Raw genomic sequence first — 16,255 nt, 5'->3', positions numbered from 1 at the left:
TATATTCTGTTATGTCACATTAAATAAATATCTTGTAACCAGTTGTAACTCCATCGAAAAAAAAAACAGCCTATACTTTTACAAGTATAGGCCAGGCGATTTAATCAGTTATTAACAATGAATAAAGATTGAGATCTATAAAGCGTCCTTTTGATCTTTCCACTTTTCTCATTTTTCCTTCAAAAAGGAAATTTAATTTCCGCAGGACTTTAATTGAGTTCAAATTTTCAGGCTCAACTTTTGCTTCTATTCTATTAAGTTTTAAATCGTTAAAAGCATACCTTATCAAACAAGTAACAGCTTCAGGAGCATATCCTTTGCCCCAATAATCTTTATTAATTTCGTAACCAATTTCAGTTTTTGCATTTTCATAATCTATAATGTTAAAACCGCAAGAACCAATAATTTTATTTGATTCTAATTCAATTATTGAGTAGCGAATTGCAGTGTTTTCCTGTGACAGCTTATCAAATAGTAAAATGATTTCTTTTGCTTGTTTTTTATCAGTGAACCTATCAATATTCATAAATCTTGTTACTTCTGGATTTGACCAAATTTGAAACAAGCTTTCTGAATCTGAAACCTGCATTTTTCTTAAAATTAATCTTTTTGTGCTAAGATCTCTAATCAATATTTTTACCTCCATTATTGTTTTTATCTGGGGTTAAGATATTGATATCTGCGCATAGTTCAGTCCTTTCATATATAGATAATAATATTATACTAGCTTTCTGGTATATTTTGAATATTTATTAGACACTGTGGTACAGTTCGAGAATAGGCGTCAAATTGGTGTTTTTTTATGCCGAGGATAAGCGGGCTGTTCGGAGCCTATAAGTAGTTCACCACTATTAGTCCAGGCTGTCGTTGCGGCAGCTTTTCTTATTGTGTTAACGAGGCAGATTAGCATTCCTGTAGATCGTTATTTTTGAGCTTTGAAAAAAATAGGGCTCCTCAGTAAGATATGAGTAAGACACGACTCTAACTCAAACTTAGGAGGAACCCTTATTATGAAGTTTAAAATGCAGGACAAACAAAATCAACTAATAGAAAGAATTACTGATAAACATCTTGTGGTTGGTGTGGATATTGCACAACAATTTCACGTAGCCAGAGCAGTGAATTTCCGTGGGATTGTAGTAGGAGATCCAATCACTTTTCCAAACAACGAAGAGGGATTTTCGTCCCTGTTAATCTGGATTAATAGCATTAAAAGATTACATAAACTTGAGGCTGCCATAGTTGGTATGGAACCTACCGGTCATTATTGGATTAACCTTTCTAAATGGCTGATGAAACAAGATATTGAGGTAGTGACAGTTAACCCTCATTTGGTGAAAAGAAATAAAGAAAACCGTGATAATACCCAATCAAAGAGTGATAAAAAAGACGCTCTTGTAATAGCCGATATGGTGAAGAACGGTTACTATGCCTTTGTAAGGGATACTTCTGAGTCGTTTGAAAAGCTCAGGGTACTCATGTCGAATCGGGATGTCATTGTTAAGAGGCTTGTAAGCTCGATTAATCAATTGAATCGCTGGGTGGATATTGTCTTCCCCGAGCTTAGACAAGTATTTAAAGACATCACTGCTAAAGGGGCCATCGCAACACTTCGGCTTTTCCCATCTCCGATGGAACTGGGTTCCATGAAGCCTGAAGAGATCGTGGCCGGGTGGAAGTTACTGATGAAGCGACAGCCTGGATTAAAGAAAGCCTATTTACTCCTCAATGTAGCCAGGAAATCAGTTGGTACAAGGCAAGCATTAGAAGCTTATAAATTTCATCTTGAACAATTACTCGAAGAGTATGACCTTGCGATTCAACAACTTGAAAGAGTTGAGCTGGCAATCAAGGATGAACTACCTAAAATTCCTTTCGCGAATAAGTTACTTATGATTAAGGGAATTAGTGAAATTTCGTTAGCTGGTATTTTAGGGGAAGCAGGAGATTTAAGTGGTTTTTCACACGGCAACTCTTTACTTCGCCATGCAGGACTCCATCTAGCCGAAGCCAGTTCAGGGAAGTGGAAAGGGCAAATAATCATTTCAAAGCGTGGAAGATCAAGGTTAAGACGTTTCCTCTATTTAGCTACTATGAGCCTGGTAATGAACAACCCAGAATTTAAAGCCCTCCACTCGAATAATGTTAAGGTCAAGAAAATGAAAAAAATGAAATCTATAATGAAGCTGATCGGGAAGTTAGCTAGGATCTTTGTAGGGATAGCGCGAAAAAACGAAGCTTATTGTGCCAAGAAGGTCCAGCCGTTAACTGAGTTGGCAGCGTAGTTCAATTCACTTTTTCTCGAAGTGAATCATTTACCCCTTATATTTTTAAAGATCGAGTGTTGGCTTATTCGCAGGATTTCAAATATGTACGGAGTACCAGGTTTGTTCAACAAAAGGGCACTGACCCATCAGGTTAGCATAACTGGCCTCCACCCCTTGGATAGGCATGACGAAGGAATGAGAGGGCAATTGACCCGTTGAGACATGGGAGGGAAAGCCTCCAAGGGCTGGCGTGGAGAAGTACATCATATGGTAGAATTTGGAGTATAATCCTACTCCTCTATTTAACTATGTCTTCACGTAGCCATTTGTCCAGAATCTACTCTTTTCAATTTAGAAATATATATCCATGGAGGATGAAATCCTGCGAATAAGCGAGCATTCGTGAGTAAATCGTATTAAACTGAGGGAGTTAAACAGACTTGATTATTACCTATTGAGTACTCATTTTCAAATTGGTCTGGACCTCTGAAAAAATAAAATGTGTGACAGTACGGGCATACGGACTTACATTTTCAATAAACTCTTCTGCCTTTCTAAAAGTGTCGAATTGTATTTTAAGCATATAACAGGCATTTCCTGCAATCCGATAACAGAATTCTACATTTGATAACCCCTCAATATATTTTTTAAAAGAGTTATAGTCCCCATTTTTAACAGTTGCTTCAATGATGCATTGGATTGGAAGCCCTAATTTCTCATAATCTACTTCCAATGTGTATTTTTTAATTATTCCAAATGATTCCATTCTCCTGACACGATCTGTAACAGATGGAGAAGATAAATTGATTCTTCTTCCAAGCGCACTCATTGATAATCGGCTATCTTCGCTTAATACATCTATTATTTTCTTATCAATATCATCCATTTTCATGTTAAATCTATTTTCCCTCATTTTCGTTAAATTTTAAAAGAATTATTGAATACTGCACTTCAAATTTAATGTGAAGAAACGAAATATTTCGATATGATAAATAATACAAGGAGGCATAAATTATGGCAAGAATTAAGGAATCACATTACGGAGCAACCCCGTTTCAAAGACTTTTGGGATATAACAAGGAAATAATGATTATGTGGAGCCGGCTGGGAAGTGAGCTGGAGAAAGACGGGAAGCTTACTGCTCAATTAAAAGAACAAGTGAGAAGAACTCTTGCGCAAAGTAATGGTTGTGCTTATTGCAAAGCTAAAGGAAAACCAGAACCTCATTTGTTCGATGAAAAGATTTCAATTGCAGTAGGATTTACGGAGGTATTTATTAAGCAAAAAGGGGATGTCTCAGATGCAACTTTTAATGTGTTAAAAGAGTACATGTCTGATGATGAAATTAGCGAACTTTGTGCGTTTATCACTTTTACAACTGCATCACAATTTTTTGGTGCCATTATGAAATTAGAAGCAGCAGGCACCTGATCTATAACTCATATTAAAGAAGATATTAAAGTCCCAAACTGGAAACCGTTATGTGTAATATATCGATAAAATGATTAATATTTGTTGAACAAAAAAGGGTTAAGAATGGAGGTAACTGCAGTACCTCCTTTTCTAATTCCAAAATTGTTTTATGAAGGGCTGTACTAAAACTCAAGGGTGCCTATGTTCAAGATCAGCTGCTAACCAGGCGGCTTTTTTTCAAGGGTGAAAGAAGCTAAATTCCCGCATGATTTCAGAAATGCTATAGGGTCGTGGTTGTTGATATACCGCTCATACCATTAATATGTTCAAAGAAATGAGGAAACCGTTGCGTTTTTTACATCTCAGGCCTTAGCTAAAAATATATCCCAGGTCCATTAAGAGAAAATTCATTTGCATTGTAAGATAGAAATATAAAGAAGGAAGTAGTCGAAATGGACATAAATGAAAAGCTTAATTTTAGATTATTTTCATAATTGCGAGGAGCGTGAATAAGGAAAACCAATGACCTTTTTGGCGACCGCTTTTGAATTTTCTGCTTTTAGGCAGTTTTTAAAACTAATGGGTTTCATTTCTTAAATGAGAAGGGAGAATGTCTTTTGAGCTTAAGATATGAGAAACATAGGATATCAGAAATAACTGATAAACCTTTTTTGACTAAAAAATGGGGCTATATTGCAGCTCTTGCTCTGTTGCCGTATGCGTTTTTAAAATCGCTTTGGGCATCGGGATTAACGGCAGGACTTACAACAAAACAAGCTATACAAGATGTGGCAGGGTTTGGTGATACATTAAAGGAAGGCCCTGCTTTTCTTTATACGTTGTATACCAACGGAATAGACTTCACAGCGATCTTGGCGATACTGGCATCTTTATTTGCTTTAGCACTCGTGACTTCCTGGGGAGAGAAACTGCCAAAATGGCTATTAATTATATCAGGATGGTCAGTTGGGATAGTGACAGTTCTAATTAGTTTTATGACAGCTCTTCAATTTTTTGGAGTTTTTCCAAAAGGATACTCCGAGGGGTTAGCCATTTGGGTGTATGTGGTAACGTACGGAGGATTATTCTTATGGGGAATAACTATATTTATAGCGACTCTGTCGTTTCAGCATCGGATTAAAAGCAAACAATCTTCCAAATAAGCAATAATCTACTTCGAGGGATCAGCCTTTAACAAGGAAATGTATTGGCAATTGTAGAATATTTATATGTAGTCCATAGTATCGTTTCTTCAATCTATGTGCTATATGTTAGGAGTGACTACGATTGTGTTTTGAAAATGAGAAAATATACCCTAATTGTTCAGTTATTACCAGAAAAATAGAAGTTGGTGGACTCACGAAATCGGAGCTTATCCAGAAATTGCAGCAATGCTCTATCTTGATGAATGCGTATGGAGAAAAACTATTAGCAGATGATAAATTTACTACCTCTGATACGAAGTACACTCTTCAGACCGTGGAACTAACGGTAGGCGATCTTGGCTTCCCTGATGGTGCTGCTACGGCTCAAATCTTTAAAAAAGCGAGCGAAATAGGTTTGGAATTGTGTCCGCTTGAACTGGGGCCTTATTTAAGACTGGAATATCTGGATCAGCCTGAGGATTATTCCGGAAATCCTTTACAGCGGAATCAAGCTCCATCCGGCTCCATCACAATAGCCTCGGAGATACTATGTGAAGACGATGATTTTCCAAAAGGTTTTTATCTTAGACGAATTAATGGCGTGTTGTGGCTGCGGGGATACATTGCAGATTATCTGCACGTTTGGAATCCTAATGATCATTTTATCTTTTGTCAAACTGAGATCTAAGAGGGATCTTTTTTGGATTAACGGGCAGTATACCTTGGTGCTTTTGTTCAAGATCAGCTGATATTCAGGCAGCTTTTACTTGGATTATTCAATAAGAATGCCGCCTTTTCCTTATTCAACGGGTGCTAATGATTAAAAAAGGGGATCGCTGCAGCGATCCCTATTCTTATATTAAGGAAATAAAGCGATTCTTCTTAATTAAAGATAGACTCCAATTTGGAATAAGAAATAGAAATGAAGTAAGAATCCTTTAGTACTCTGCTCAGATCCTTTTTACAAAAATGATGTACTTTCTTTAGGAAAACTTGTTATTTTTTCAAGATTTGCAGGGCTATCGGGACTGATCTCTTTTCTAGGAAGTTCTTATTGCAGTTCAGGCGCTTTTCGATGGTTAGTTCCTTCTTGATAAGCATAGGCTAGTTTAATCAATGTGGGCTCGTCGAATTCTTTTCCTAGCAGCTCGAGCCCGACTGGAAGGCCGTTGTCACTGAAGCCGGCAGGAACCGAGATTGCAGGGAATCCTGAATAAGGACTTAAGCGATTAGCGTTCCCAGCACCTTGACTTTTGCCCACCTGTGCGGGTAAAGCACTCGAAGTTGGATAGAGTAGTGCATCAAGGTCATGTTCATTAAACGTTACCATTAAGCTTTCCCTTGCCATTTTAGGACGATTGGTAATAATGTCTTGGTATTCCTCATCATTTTCTAATGATTCTCTTTCATTACGTGATTTTAATCCACTTTCCAAACTTGGATGGAATTTCCCGCTTTCAATAATATCTGATAACGATCTTACAGGTGCATCCGGCCCAAGGCTAGCCAAATAATCATTTAATTGAAATTTAAATTCGTATCCGCTTAAGCTTGGATAAGAAAGAATTGGACTTAGATTGGGAACGGTTACTTCGAACACTTCTGCTCCAAGCGCTTCCATGTCCGCAATCACTTGATCCATCACTTTATTGACACTAGGATCATTCCCAAACAGGTCGCGAATGACGCCTATCCGAGCTTTCTTTAATCCGTTTTTCTTAAGATAATGAGTATAAGTTTTTGGGACTGCTCCGATACTGGCTTCAGTAACTGGATCTGCCGGGTCATAGCCAGCTATTGCATCGAGCACGATAGCCACATCTTCAACCGTACGACCCATCGGTCCGCCGACATCCTGTGATAGTGCAAGTGGAATGATTCCATTACGGCTGGCAAGTCCCATAGTAGGGCGAAGTCCAACCAGGTTATTAAAGGACGAAGGTATTCGGATGGACCCACCAGTGTCTGTCCCTAATCCGACGGCGGCAAAGTTGGAAGCAACCGCTGCTGCCGTACCACCGCTTGAACCACCAGGGTATCTTGTTAAATCATATGGATTATAGGTTTGTCCACCAAGGGAACTAATTGTTTGGAATCCGAAAGCAAATTCATGCAGGTTCGCTTTCCCTATGATGATAGCACCTTGATCTCTTAATCTTTTTGTTTGATAGGCATCCTTTAGAGGGATGGAACCTTCAAGTGACAGGGATCCTGCAGTAGTTTGCATATCGAATGTATCATAGTTGTCTTTTAATATAACCGGAATTCCATGCAGGGGACCGCGAACTTTTCCCGCTTCGCGCTCTTTATCTAGTTGTTCCGCTTCTTCTAATACATTTTCGTCAACCGTAATGATGGAGTTAATGCTGTCATCGTACTCCTCAATTCGATTAAGGTAGAATTGAACCAATTCCTCAGAGGTTAACCGCCCCCCCTGCATCGCATGCTGCAATTCAAGTATCGTCGCTTCCTCAATCTCAACAGATAAAACTCTTTCAGCTGCGGGGCTCGCTAAATTAGAAACAGCCCCTGCTGGAACTGCGTACAGCCCCAAAGCCATTACTAGAGCAGTGAAGAAAACTATAAATTTGTTATACCATTTTTCCATTTAGAACCCCTTTCGTTTTTCGGAATAATTAGAATATACCAATCTATTTTTATACTGTATATAAGAGGAAGGTCATGAAAGAAAAGGTTATATGGGAAGTATTAACCAATTATAAGGATTCATTTTATTCCACTTGAACAGGCAGTAAAAAGTACGGTGCCTGTAACCGCCTTAAGTTTAGGTCCTAAATGATACAAGTTGAAATAATAGGTAGAATGAGAGGATTCATCATTAAATTGACAAAATATTCACAGCTAGCGGATTGGATTCAACAAAACGGTGATCAAGCAGAGCACGAGTGTGGAAGCCTTTTTTGAATTTACCTGGAGCAGAGGATATCTTCCCTTTTCGCTGAAATCCTTATTTAGCAAAAGGTTAGTTATAGAAGGTATTAATAAAGATTGAGCGAAATATATATAAAAAATTGCTGATTAGGGAGGAGTAAAATGAAAACATGTTTGGAGGCAGTGGCTAAAAATCTATATGCTTTTTTAGTATGGGATGAATCTTGGAACTCTTATAATAACTGCTATTTGTTGCTCGAGAACAATAATGTTATTCTTATTGATTCAGGAAAGAAAGAACATTCACACTTGCTGTTTTCCGCACTAAAAAAGAAAGGAATTTCCAAAAACGATATAACTCATTTTATTGCCACACATGGTCACAAAGACCATATTGGATCAGTTCAATTTTTTGGTAATATTGAAGGCTATATACATAATCAGGATTTAGAGTTGATTCCAGGAAATGTTAGAAACAAATTAAATATGAAACTTCCAGATAACGGTCCAACTGTAAGTAATTTAGAATGTGTTCTCCTTGGACACCATACTAAAGGTTCTGTTTTACTATATCAGCGTGTTAGCAAAGTATTATTTTGCGGAGATCATATCTGTTTTTTTGGAGAACAATTGAGCGGTAATGTTGTCGATACAGGTGTTGGGGAGAGGGAGAAATATAAACAGTTTGTTTCTGAATGGTCTCAAAACGAGGAAATGAGAGAACAGCACAATTTTAGTTTATTTATCGAAGGGTTAAAAAAAATTTCCAAATATGATGTTGAGTATTTATGTACGGGGCACGGAGTAGTTTTAAAAGATAAAGTAAATGAATTTATTTCTGATTTGCTTGAGTTTGAATAGCCTTTTCTTATATAAGAAAACGGGTCAGGTTTATGGTATGGAGAAACTTTTTCCTTTTGAATTCGTATGTAAAGTTAATTATTCGCAGGATATTCTAATTATAATAAGGGAGCTTCAAAATGCCAGTCATTTTAATCAGTATATTTTCAGCTATAATTATTTTTATTACTGTTTTTTCCTTGATTAAAGTCATAAGTATCGCTTATAAAAGAGAAGAAATTTCAGTTCTTAAATATAGAGTTTTAGCAGCATCTTTTATAGTAATAGGAATATTAGTTGCTTTAGTTTTGCCCTTTGGCTATCAAAGAATATTCGATATAATCCTTTAATCTCTTATATAGGTAATGATTGAATTTAATTTGTAAATAAATGTAATTATTTTCTGATCAAGATCAGCTGCTAAATTAGTAGCTTTTCTTAAACTAAAAGGTAGGGTTACTTGAAGAAGATTGAGGTGGCTTATAATGAAAACTTGCACAGTTGAGGATTTACCGAATAATAAAATAATAGAATTTTTTAAGTTGCATTGGGGAAGCCCTGAAATGGTTACTTCCAGTGGAATTTATGATTGTAGTGCATTAGATGGCATTACGGTTGTAAGTGATGAAGACATAATTATTGGCTTAATTACTTACATAATTAAAGATAAGGAATGCGAAATTATATCATTAGATAGTATGGAAGAAGGTAAGGGGATAGGTACTTTGTTAGTTCAAGAAGTAGAAAATCTTGCTATTAAGAAAAATTGTAAAATCCTTAAGCTTATAACAACAAACGATAATTTATCAGCTTTAAAATTTTATCAGAAACGAGGATTTATCCTGTCCAAAATTATTAATAATGCGGTTGAGAAAGCGAGAAAGTTAAAACCCGAGATACCCTTAATTGGGAATGATGGTATTCCAATCAGAGATGAAATTGAACTGGTAAAGGTATTGAACTAATGGGTTATATTCAAAATCAGCTGTAAATCAGGAAGCTTTTTTCTTTTTAACTAAAGGGGGAGGTTTGTTGTACTAAGAAATGGACATAAATCGATTCAATCGAAACCTTATTTTTACTATTGTTTATCAAACGTTCCAACCCATCCTCTATATTTGGAAGAGAAGCAGGCAAATAGGGTTTCGCCGATAATGTTCAGTTCTATATTACCAACATTTCCTAGGTGGATTAATATTCGTTCTGTTAATACATTTTCAGCAACAGCATATGGCCGGAGGGGGAGAATTAAGACCCATACCGACCAATGCTCTCGCCATTAAACTAATCAAACGTACATACTTTGCTTATCATAAGTTGTTAGCAACGCAGATAAATATGCTGAGCAGAAATTTGCATTGTATACATAACACCCATAATGGGATTTGTCACCGGAATCTATTAGAAGTTCAATTACATTTGGCCAATTAGAGTAGCTGTCCACCTGATGCCTCGAGACGAGTTGCATTTACCCAGCCCATCTCATCCGTGCACAAGGACGCAACAACCCCTCCGATATCGTCTGCTTCACCGACCCTCCCTAATGCTGTATTTGTGGCCACAAATTCATTCATTTGAGAATCGTCCCTTACTTTACCACCTCCGAAATCAGTGGCGATAGCTCCTGGGGCGACTACATTGACACGAATACCTCTTGATCCCCATTCTTTGGCCATGTATTTTGTCAAGATTTCAATCGCACCTTTCATTGCAGAATAGGCTCCGAAGCCCTCAATTACAAATCGAGTCAAACCAGTTGAAATATTAATGATCCTTCCATTGTCAGCAATTCTTGAAATCAGCTTTTGAGTTAGGAAAAAAACACCTTTGAACTGTACGTTCATTAATCTGTCGAATTGCTCCTCAGTAGTTTCGTCTATTGAAGCGTGTATTCCGAATCCAGCATTATTGACCAAAATGTCGAAATGTTCCCGATTCCAGTTTTCTTTAAGTATGTCTGACAGTCGAGAGGAAAAATCTTCAAACGAAGATACAACACCTGTATCCAGCTGCAACGCCACTGCTTTTTGGCCGTTATCTATAATTTCATTAACGACCGCTTCCGCTTCTTCCTTCCGGCTATGGTACGTAACGATAACATCAATTCCTTTTCTGGACAACGCGATGGCAGAATTTCGTCCTAATCCGCGGCTTCCTCCTGTTATAAGTGCAATTTTTTGAGTTGAATCCATGATTTTTGTCCTCCTTTTATATTTAAGAACAACCACTTGCAATTTTTATTTGTGGTCAATAATGAGCATATACCCTCGTGTTAACTCAAGGTCAAGGGGAAAGAAAAAAAATACTGATTGTATTCAAAATTTTTTCTCCTCTGATTATAAAAATCAACTACTTGATAAGTCTTAATTAGTGGACCATAATGAGGATGAAATCTCGAGTTAACTCCAGATCGAGAGGAAAGGTGAGAAGAAGAATGAAATATTCCATTAATGAGGTCTCGAAGAAATTTGGCCTGTCCATACATACGTTGCGTTACTATGATAAAGAGGGGCTAATGCCTTTCCTTGAGAGGGATAGAACTGGCAACCGTGTTTTCAGTGAAACGGATCTCAACTGGATTTCCATGATCTGCTGTCTGAAAAATACTGGAATGCCCATCAAAGAAATCAAACAGTACGCCGATTGGTGCACACAGGGGATGCAAACGATTAACGAAAGGAAAGTGATGCTCACCAATCACCGCAAGAAAGTCTTAATGCAGCTTGAAGATTTGAAAAAAGACCTTAATCTTATTGATTCAAAGATAGAGGTCTATGATAACCCAGAGCTGGCACAAAAGATGTACGGTGGTCTCGAAAAGCAATAGGGAAAAGCAGCTGGTTAATTGGCGATTCTTATAGAACCTCTTTTTAATGTTTTCAGACCCAACATTATTCCTTATTAAAAAACAAAATTATTGGGTTGACGAAAAAATTTTTTAAATGTATCATTCAATTAATCAATTGATTAATAAATCCTTATTAATTATCATAAAAAAGGAGGTTAATTCTATGGGAGCAATAGCACTGACAAAAGAGTCATTTCAAAACCACGTTCAATCTGGCCTAACATTGGTTGATTTCTGGGCTCCTTGGTGCGGGCCTTGTAAAGTTCAACTTCCAATCGTAGAAGAATTAAGCGATGAAATGAAAGGACAAGCGACAATTGCCAAAGTCAATGTGGATGATGAACCTGAATTAGCTTCACAATTTGGAATCAGTAGTATCCCTGCATTGATTCTTTTTAAAGATGGCAAGGTGGCAGACACAATGAGGGGTTTAAACCAAAAGCATGAATTAAAAGATAAAATCTTAGAATTAAATAGTAATTAAAGAAGAGAAAGTCGGCAAATACCCCTTATGGTAATTGTCGATTTTTTTGGTAAATTAAATAAGTTAAGTTGAGAAACATATTATTATAGAAATGAGAGACCATTGATAGTAAAAGGCGAAAGGCCTGACGGACATTTAACGTCTGAAGATACTGGTTTCAGCTAATGTAGACATGTGTGAGATTATAATAAAAAGGGGGATATTATGATTCCAGGTTCTTGGAGAGCATTAATATGGATTGGATTATCAGAATTATGTGCATTAAGCTTATGGTTTAGTGCATCTGTTATTGCGCCAGAACTAATTATTATTTGGAACCTTAGTTCAAACTCGGAGGGTTGGCTGTCTGCTTCTGTTCCAATTGGTTTTGTCATTGGCTCTTTATTTATTTCATATTTTGGGATTGCAGATCGTTATAATTCTCGGAAGGTTTTTGCAGCTTCAGCGTTTCTAGGAGCAATTTTGAATAGCTTGCTTATACTAGCCGATCAAGCCTTTTTAGGTATCCTGCTTAGGATTTTTACGGGAATAACTCTCGCAGGGGTATACCCAATCGCTGTAAAAATTTTATCACAATGGTTTCCGATAAAACGAGGCCTGGCTATCGGAATCTTAATCGCCGCATTAACCATAGGATCATCTTTACCCCACTTTTTAGTGATGTTTTTTTCTGAGTTTAATTGGAAGATAGTGATTATTTTTAGTTCATTTCTAGCTTTAATAGCAGCAATGATTGTCCAATGGCTCTTAGAAGATGCCCCAGAAACATCGAAAAACTTGACGCCTTTTTCTTTTAAATTAATTAAAAAAGTAATTACGAATAAACCAGTAATGCTTGCTAACTTCGGCTATTTTGGCCATATGTGGGAATTGTATGCAATGTGGACTTGGCTTCCTGCTTTTTTGACCGCTAGCTTTACAAGTTATTCATCAGAAATTCCCATTAAGTTCATTGCATTTTCTTCGTTTATTTCAATAGGAATTGCAGGGGCAATTGGTTGTGTAGTAGGCGGGATAATCTCGGATAAAATCGGAAGATCTAATCTTACCATTATCTCTATGTTTATAAGCGCTATATGTTCCGTTTTTATTGGGTTTACATTTGGTCAATCTATTTGGTTAACTTTAATACTTTCTATAATTTGGGGGATGTCTGTCATATCAGATTCTGCCCAATTTTCTGCAGCAGTTTCAGAAGTTGCGGAAATTGAATATGTCGGGACAGCTCTTACTTTTCAAATGTGCATTGGGTTTCTGATAACCATATTTTCTATAAACTTAATCCCTATTATTCAGAGCTTTGTTGGTTGGGGATGGGTCTTTTCCTTATTAGCGATTGGACCTATTTTAGGTATAGTGTCTATGGTCAAATATAAGAATTTCGAATTAGATAAGGCATAAATTTTATAAAAAACAGGGTTGCTTCAGCAATCCTGTTTTTTTTGGTGCGAAGTTGAGGCTTCAAAAGAAATCAAATTTATTACTTGACGTAAATCATTATCAGATTTAAAATACAATTATTCAATTGATTGATTGAACATTTTAATTAAATCTACTATTGGTAGGCGGTTGTTATTAGTAGAGATGAAATTAAAAAGGACTAATAGTGGTTGATGTAACCACTGAAAACCAAATTATAAGACATGGAGATGAATATAATGAGATTTGAAAACAAAACTGTAATCGTAACTGGTGGAGGTACTGGAATTGGAAAAGCCACTGCCAAAAGATTCTTTGAAGAAGGAGCAAATGTAATTATTAATGGACGCAGAGAAAATGTGTTAAAGGAAACAGCTTTAGAAATTGACCCAACTGGCAAAAAAGTGTTATATGTAGCTGGTGACATCAGCAAAAAGGAAACGTCGGAGAATTTGGTTAACAAAGCAGTAGAAATGTTTGATGGTGTAGATGTATTAGTTAATAATACAGGGAAATTTAATCCAACACCGTTCCTTGACCATACAGAGAATGATCTACAATCCTATTTAGATACTATCGTTAAAGGAACATTCTATCCTTCACAAGCCGTTATCCCTGAAATGAAAAAACGCGGAGGAGGAGCAATCGTAAATACTGGTTCCATGTGGGCAATTCAAGCAGTGGAAGCAACGCCTTCATCTGCATACTCTGCAGCAATGGCCGGCAGACATGCATTAACAAGAAATTTAGCCGTAGAATTCGCTGGGGATAACATACGAGTAAATGCAGTAGCACCTGCGGTTGTTGAAACACCCATTTATAATACTTTTATGACAGAAGAACAAGTAGCAGAAGTATTGCCAACCTTTAATGCGTTTCACCCTCTAGGACGCAACGGTACTCCAGATGATGTGGCAAATGCAGTGTTATTCCTAGCGGATGCTTCATCATCATGGATTACAGGCATTATCATGCCGCTTGATGGTGGGGTCACAGCTCGATTAAGATAAAAATTAAAAAAGGAGCAATCATAAAAAATGGTTGTTCCTTTTTCTATAATCGAAGATAGTGAGATAGATTAATAGCATCTTTTTCTATTAAGGGAAAGTTGGATGGATGAATACTTAATTGAAGGGAAGGGTTTTTTTTTGAAAATCAGTCACCATAGTTCAAAACTACAGAGAATCATGGATGTCGGTAAAGAAACTTGTCCAAGAACGAGGATATAATTAGGTTAGTTTTGCAGATATAGGCGAAGCTGCAGGAATTCGTATGAAACCTAAAAAGGTTGCTTGTGCTAAGTCCTGCTTGGTGGAAAAATAGAATGAAAATTGAAGGAGCTATACATTGTAAACGGTGATATGTTAATTTCCAGCTAACCAGAAAAAAACCTCTGTAATCTTCTTCACTTGAGCATATGAAATCATAACTTGTTATTCTCACTTCAACTATAGTATTATCAACAATGTAATCAATTGAATAATAAAGGATGATTAGTATGGAAGAGCTCTTTTTATCTGCAAAAAATTATACAGATGAACTATATAAACAATTATCAAGAGTCGGAAAAAGTTTATCCAGCGATAAGCGCCTTGAGATATTAAATTTATTAAGCCAGGGTCCAAAAACAGTAGAAAAGATAGCGAAGGATTCAGGTATGAGTGTTGCAAATGTTTCTCGTCATCTTCAAATTTTGAATGACTCAAGATTAGTTAAATTTACTAAAAAGGGAACGTATGCTTTTTATACATTAGCTGATCCATCTGTTGCAGACTTTTTGTTTGCCCTTTGGAAAATTGGGGAGACTCAACTTTCAGAAATCAATCGGATTAAAGATGATTTTTTAGGTGGCCTAGGAGACTTCTATACACTAACGATGGATGAAGTATACGAGAAGATGAGCAACGGGAATATTACGCTTATAGACTTGCGTCCAAAAGATGAATATGAAGCTGCACATATAGAAGGAGCGGTCTCTATTCCTATGGAAGACTTGGATTCATATCTTCAAGAATTACCGAGAGAGAAAGAAGTTATAGCCTATTGCAGAGGTAAATTCTGTGCTTTTTCAGCTATAGCTGCTCAAAAATTGAAGGATCAAGGGTTTACTGCCTACCGTATGGCGGAAAGTATTCTTGAATGGCAGAAGTATCTGGAACAAAAAAATTAATATATCTATCATGACTATAGAATATGAACGTTTATATGATTTCTATTTGATTGTTTTTACAAAGAACAATGTGAATTGAAAGCATTCCTTGGCTAATGCCATACACTATTAAATCTACAGGGTTGTTTTTATAGCAATAAAAATGTTCTTTAATAATGTCAGTAAGAATGGAATAAGAGAGTAAATAATGTTTTTATTTTTGTACTTATTGGGAAAGACAAATTTTATAACACATTCTTTCATCGGTGTGATTTTCATAATTTATGCTTCCTTTCTTACTGACATACATTTTTCACTAATGCATTCTTGAAGATTATATGAAAACCTTTTAAACCATTGATGCTCTCATATTTTTCCGAATATTTTGATAAATAGAGAGGGAAAAATAATGAATAATGATAGTCTATATAAAAAATCTAATATAAATCGTTTAGGAGAATTTAGCAAATTGTCTCCTGATGTATTTAATGCATTTGCGGCTTTTGACAAGAAGGCATTGGAAGCTGGTAAATAAGCTCCAAAATAAAAAAGTTGCAATAGCTGCAGCCCTTACAACAGGGTGTCCTTATTGTATAGAACTCCATGTTAAGCAATGAGACCTGAAGAACTTAGTGTTAAGGAAAAAGAGCTGATCGCAATTGCCGTAGCCGATACAACAGGGTGTCCATATTGCATCGACATTCACACTAAAGGAGCAAAAAAAGCCAAAGCGACAAAGGAAGAAGTAGCTGAATCTATTTGGTTGCTACAGCATTAAAATCAGGAACTGCCCTTGCA

Annotated in this window: 18 protein-coding genes; 14 read left to right on the top strand and 4 right to left on the bottom strand. The window is 36.5% G+C overall.

What is annotated here, in order from left to right; all coding sequences use genetic code 11:
• Positions 1 to 100: 100 nt before the first annotated feature.
• On the bottom strand, positions 101 to 631 hold the full coding sequence (locus ACR42H_RS15255) for a GNAT family N-acetyltransferase (RefSeq protein ID WP_436371581.1): 531 nt from the start codon (positions 629 to 631) through the stop codon (positions 101 to 103).
• Positions 632 to 1,010: 379 nt separating this feature from the next.
• Between ACR42H_RS15255 and ACR42H_RS15250 the strand changes: the two genes are divergently transcribed.
• The gene (locus ACR42H_RS15250; protein WP_436371579.1) at positions 1,011 to 2,285 is read left to right on the top strand and encodes an IS110 family transposase; all 1,275 of its coding nucleotides are present in this window, start codon (positions 1,011 to 1,013) and stop codon (positions 2,283 to 2,285) included.
• A 433-nt stretch (positions 2,286 to 2,718) separates the two neighbouring features.
• Here ACR42H_RS15250 and ACR42H_RS15245 read toward each other — a convergent pair whose 3' ends face one another.
• Entirely contained in the window at positions 2,719 to 3,159 is a 441-nt protein-coding gene (locus ACR42H_RS15245) for an Lrp/AsnC family transcriptional regulator (RefSeq protein WP_436376955.1), read from the bottom strand.
• Positions 3,160 to 3,281: 122 nt separating this feature from the next.
• On the opposite strand from ACR42H_RS15245, the gene ACR42H_RS15240 reads away from it, so the two are divergent.
• The 3 genes from ACR42H_RS15240 to ACR42H_RS15230 all read left to right on the top strand — a co-directional run bounded on the left by ACR42H_RS15240 (position 3,282) and on the right by ACR42H_RS15230 (position 5,513).
• Complete coding sequence (locus tag ACR42H_RS15240; RefSeq protein ID WP_113885218.1) at positions 3,282 to 3,698, top strand: carboxymuconolactone decarboxylase family protein; 417 nt, start codon at positions 3,282 to 3,284, stop codon at positions 3,696 to 3,698.
• 599 nt (positions 3,699 to 4,297) lie between these two features.
• Positions 4,298 to 4,843: a hypothetical protein gene (locus tag ACR42H_RS15235; RefSeq protein WP_436371577.1), complete on the top strand. Its 546-nt coding sequence runs from the start codon at positions 4,298 to 4,300 to the stop codon at positions 4,841 to 4,843.
• Positions 4,844 to 4,967: 124 nt separating this feature from the next.
• Positions 4,968 to 5,513 carry a helicase gene (locus ACR42H_RS15230; RefSeq protein WP_436371575.1) on the top strand — a complete coding sequence of 182 codons (546 nt, stop codon included), beginning with the start codon at positions 4,968 to 4,970 and terminating at the stop codon, positions 5,511 to 5,513.
• Between the two features lie 363 nt (positions 5,514 to 5,876).
• Here the strand turns inward: ACR42H_RS15230 and ACR42H_RS15225 are convergent, their stop codons facing one another.
• On the bottom strand, positions 5,877 to 7,433 hold the full coding sequence (locus ACR42H_RS15225; RefSeq protein WP_436371573.1) for an amidase family protein: 1,557 nt from the start codon (positions 7,431 to 7,433) through the stop codon (positions 5,877 to 5,879).
• 446 nt (positions 7,434 to 7,879) lie between these two features.
• Here ACR42H_RS15225 and ACR42H_RS15220 point away from each other — a divergent pair, with 446 nt between their 5' ends.
• The 3 genes from ACR42H_RS15220 to ACR42H_RS15210 all read left to right on the top strand — a co-directional run bounded on the left by ACR42H_RS15220 (position 7,880) and on the right by ACR42H_RS15210 (position 9,522).
• On the top strand, positions 7,880 to 8,578 hold the full coding sequence (locus tag ACR42H_RS15220) for an MBL fold metallo-hydrolase (protein WP_436371571.1): 699 nt from the start codon (positions 7,880 to 7,882) through the stop codon (positions 8,576 to 8,578).
• A gap of 119 nt (positions 8,579 to 8,697) precedes the next feature.
• Complete coding sequence (locus ACR42H_RS15215; RefSeq protein WP_436371569.1) at positions 8,698 to 8,907, top strand: hypothetical protein; 210 nt, start codon at positions 8,698 to 8,700, stop codon at positions 8,905 to 8,907.
• Positions 8,908 to 9,042: 135 nt separating this feature from the next.
• Positions 9,043 to 9,522, top strand: a complete 480-nt coding sequence (locus tag ACR42H_RS15210) for a GNAT family N-acetyltransferase (protein ID WP_436371567.1) — start codon at positions 9,043 to 9,045, stop codon at positions 9,520 to 9,522.
• 462 nt (positions 9,523 to 9,984) lie between these two features.
• On the opposite strand, the gene ACR42H_RS15205 is transcribed toward ACR42H_RS15210, so the two are convergent.
• Positions 9,985 to 10,749 (bottom strand): SDR family oxidoreductase, encoded by a 765-nt coding sequence (locus ACR42H_RS15205; RefSeq protein WP_436371565.1) that lies wholly within the window; start codon positions 10,747 to 10,749, stop codon positions 9,985 to 9,987.
• A gap of 242 nt (positions 10,750 to 10,991) precedes the next feature.
• Between ACR42H_RS15205 and ACR42H_RS15200 the strand changes: the two genes are divergently transcribed.
• From ACR42H_RS15200 to ACR42H_RS15170, 7 genes are all read left to right on the top strand, one after another.
• Complete coding sequence (locus tag ACR42H_RS15200) at positions 10,992 to 11,384, top strand: MerR family transcriptional regulator (protein WP_166672542.1); 393 nt, start codon at positions 10,992 to 10,994, stop codon at positions 11,382 to 11,384.
• A 184-nt stretch (positions 11,385 to 11,568) separates the two neighbouring features.
• Positions 11,569 to 11,889: a thioredoxin gene (gene trxA, locus ACR42H_RS15195; RefSeq protein WP_436371562.1), complete on the top strand. Its 321-nt coding sequence runs from the start codon at positions 11,569 to 11,571 to the stop codon at positions 11,887 to 11,889.
• A gap of 204 nt (positions 11,890 to 12,093) precedes the next feature.
• Positions 12,094 to 13,290, top strand: a complete 1,197-nt coding sequence (locus ACR42H_RS15190; protein WP_436371560.1) for an MFS transporter — start codon at positions 12,094 to 12,096, stop codon at positions 13,288 to 13,290.
• Between the two features lie 257 nt (positions 13,291 to 13,547).
• Entirely contained in the window at positions 13,548 to 14,318 is a 771-nt protein-coding gene (locus ACR42H_RS15185; RefSeq protein ID WP_113884721.1) for an SDR family NAD(P)-dependent oxidoreductase, read from the top strand.
• Positions 14,319 to 14,806: 488 nt separating this feature from the next.
• Positions 14,807 to 15,478 carry an ArsR/SmtB family transcription factor gene (locus tag ACR42H_RS15180; RefSeq protein ID WP_436371557.1) on the top strand — a complete coding sequence of 224 codons (672 nt, stop codon included), beginning with the start codon at positions 14,807 to 14,809 and terminating at the stop codon, positions 15,476 to 15,478.
• A 388-nt stretch (positions 15,479 to 15,866) separates the two neighbouring features.
• Complete coding sequence (locus tag ACR42H_RS15175; protein ID WP_436371555.1) at positions 15,867 to 15,992, top strand: hypothetical protein; 126 nt, start codon at positions 15,867 to 15,869, stop codon at positions 15,990 to 15,992.
• Positions 15,993 to 16,070: 78 nt separating this feature from the next.
• Entirely contained in the window at positions 16,071 to 16,235 is a 165-nt protein-coding gene (locus ACR42H_RS15170) for a carboxymuconolactone decarboxylase family protein (protein ID WP_436371553.1), read from the top strand.
• Positions 16,236 to 16,255 lie beyond the last annotated feature (20 nt).

This window comes from Cytobacillus sp. BC1816 (assembly GCF_051353635.1).
In the GTDB taxonomy this organism is placed as follows: Bacteria; Bacillota; Bacilli; order Bacillales; family Cytobacillaceae; genus Cytobacillus; species Cytobacillus oceanisediminis_C.
Note: the sequence above shows the minus strand (reverse complement) of the source record. Positions and strands in the feature narration are given on the sequence as shown.